Genomic DNA, 1,775 nt, shown 5'->3' with positions numbered 1-1,775 from the left:
CTCCCACCGTGCGCCCGCCCTCCTGGAGCAGCCCGGTCACCCGATGGCCGAGGAGCAGGTCGACGCCGGGGGTCTGCGCCGCACGGGACCTGATCAGCGGGTCGAGGGTGCTGCGCCGCACGTTGTACCCGTACGGCAGCTCGGGGCCCGACGGCGCGGCCTTCGGCTCGATCCAGCCCCAACGGGTGTACCAGCGGGCCTTGTTGCGGACGGCTCCCGCCTCCTCCAGGGCGGGTACGAGGCCGAGCTCGGCCAGCACCGGGTACGCGTTGGCCGTGAGGGAGTGGGTGCAGAGCACCTTGTACGCGTCGGGGTCCGAGTGGCGTTCCAGCAGGGCGACGCGGGCACCGCGCCGGGCGAGCAGGATCGCCGCGCTGCAGCCGGCGAGGCTGGCTCCGCTGATGACGACGTCGTAGTCGAGCCCCGCGCTCTCAGGCCTGGTCATGTGCTGGTGGCCCCCTTCGGAGTGGTGCCGTTCGTGGCGGATGCGCCGTCCCAGTGCTCCCAGGAACATGAGTTGTTGTCAAGTACGTGTGTTCTCATGCCGGTTACGACCCCTGCCCTCACGACACGGGCGCGGGCTCGGCCTCGGGAGCCGCCGGGGTGCCGGCGGTGGTTCGGCGGGTGAGGCGGCGGACCTGGGGTTCGAGCAGGACGGCGGCGCTGAGCAGGGTGGAGATCACGGCGCAGGCCCACAGCGCGCCGGAGAGGCCGAGCGCGTCGGAGGCCGGGCCTGCCAGGGCGATGCCGAGCGGGGCGAGGGAGAGCGAGCCGAGGTGGTCGTAGGCGCAGACCCGGGAGAACATCTCGGCCGGGATCTCCTGCTGGAGCGCGACCATCCAGTTCACGCCGAAGACGGTGACCCCGACGCCGGAGAGGAACATCGCCGCGATCAGCACCGGCAGCGGTGCCGCGAGGGCCAGGGCGAAGGCGGGGACGCCGAACAGGAACACGCCCCAGTTGCCGACCAGCAGGATCCGGCGCGGTTGCCAGCGCACCATCAGCAGGCCGGTGACGACCAGCCCGACCCCGTACGAGGCCATCGCCAGCCCCCAGTCGGAGGCGCCGCCGAGCCGTTCCTGCGCGACGACCGGCCCGTACACGGACTCGACCGCGCCGACGCAGGCGACCAGGACGGAGAACTGGAGGACGACCACCCAGAGCCAGCGGCGCGAGGCGAACTCCCGCCAGCCGTCGCGCAGTTCGCGCAGCATGCTGCTGCCCGAGGGGGTGGGGGCGGCCTCGGCCTCCAGGAAGAAGCGCAGGACGGCGGCGACGAGGAAGCAGACGGCGTCGATGCCGAGCACCCAGCCGGGCCCGACGGCGGTGGTGAGCGCGCCGCCCAACGCGGCCCCGCCGATCTGGGCGGCGTTCTGGCCCATCCGGAAGACCGAGAACGCCCGGGTGGCGTGGTCCGGCCGCACGCTCTGGAGGATCATGCCCTCGGCCGCGGGGGTGTAGATCGCGAAGCCGGCGCCACCGGCGGCGGAGAGGACCAGCAGTTGCCAGAGCTGGGCATGGCCGCCCAGCACGAGCGCCGCCAGGACGGCCTGGGAGAGGCCGCTGAAAAGGTTGGCCGCGACCATGACGTGGTGGCGCGGCAGCCGGTCGGCGAGGGCGCCGCCGATCACCAGCAGCAGGACGGTCGGCAGCAGGCGGGCGGCCGTGACGTACCCGACTTCGGTGGTGGAGCCGCCGTTGCCGAGCACGGCGAAGGCGGTGGCGATCGGCGCGCCCGCGTTGCCGAGGCCGCTGACCACCGTGGCGGCCGTCTG

The 1,775-nt window shown here is 73.5% G+C and carries 2 protein-coding genes; both read right to left on the bottom strand.

Annotated elements, in window-relative coordinates; genetic code table 11:
- The coding region (locus AB0O00_RS37885) for an FAD-dependent monooxygenase (RefSeq protein ID WP_363659237.1) at positions 1 to 445 on the bottom strand (445 nt) is incomplete at its 3' end.
- Between the two features lie 118 nt (positions 446 to 563).
- Positions 564 to 1,775, bottom strand: a 1,212-nt coding sequence (locus AB0O00_RS37880; RefSeq protein WP_363659236.1) for an MFS transporter, incomplete at its 5' end; no start/stop codon positions are given.

The organism is Kitasatospora sp. NPDC093558 (assembly GCF_040683475.1).
Classification (GTDB): domain Bacteria; phylum Actinomycetota; class Actinomycetes; order Streptomycetales; family Streptomycetaceae; genus Kitasatospora.
Note: the sequence above shows the minus strand (reverse complement) of the source record. Positions and strands in the feature narration are given on the sequence as shown.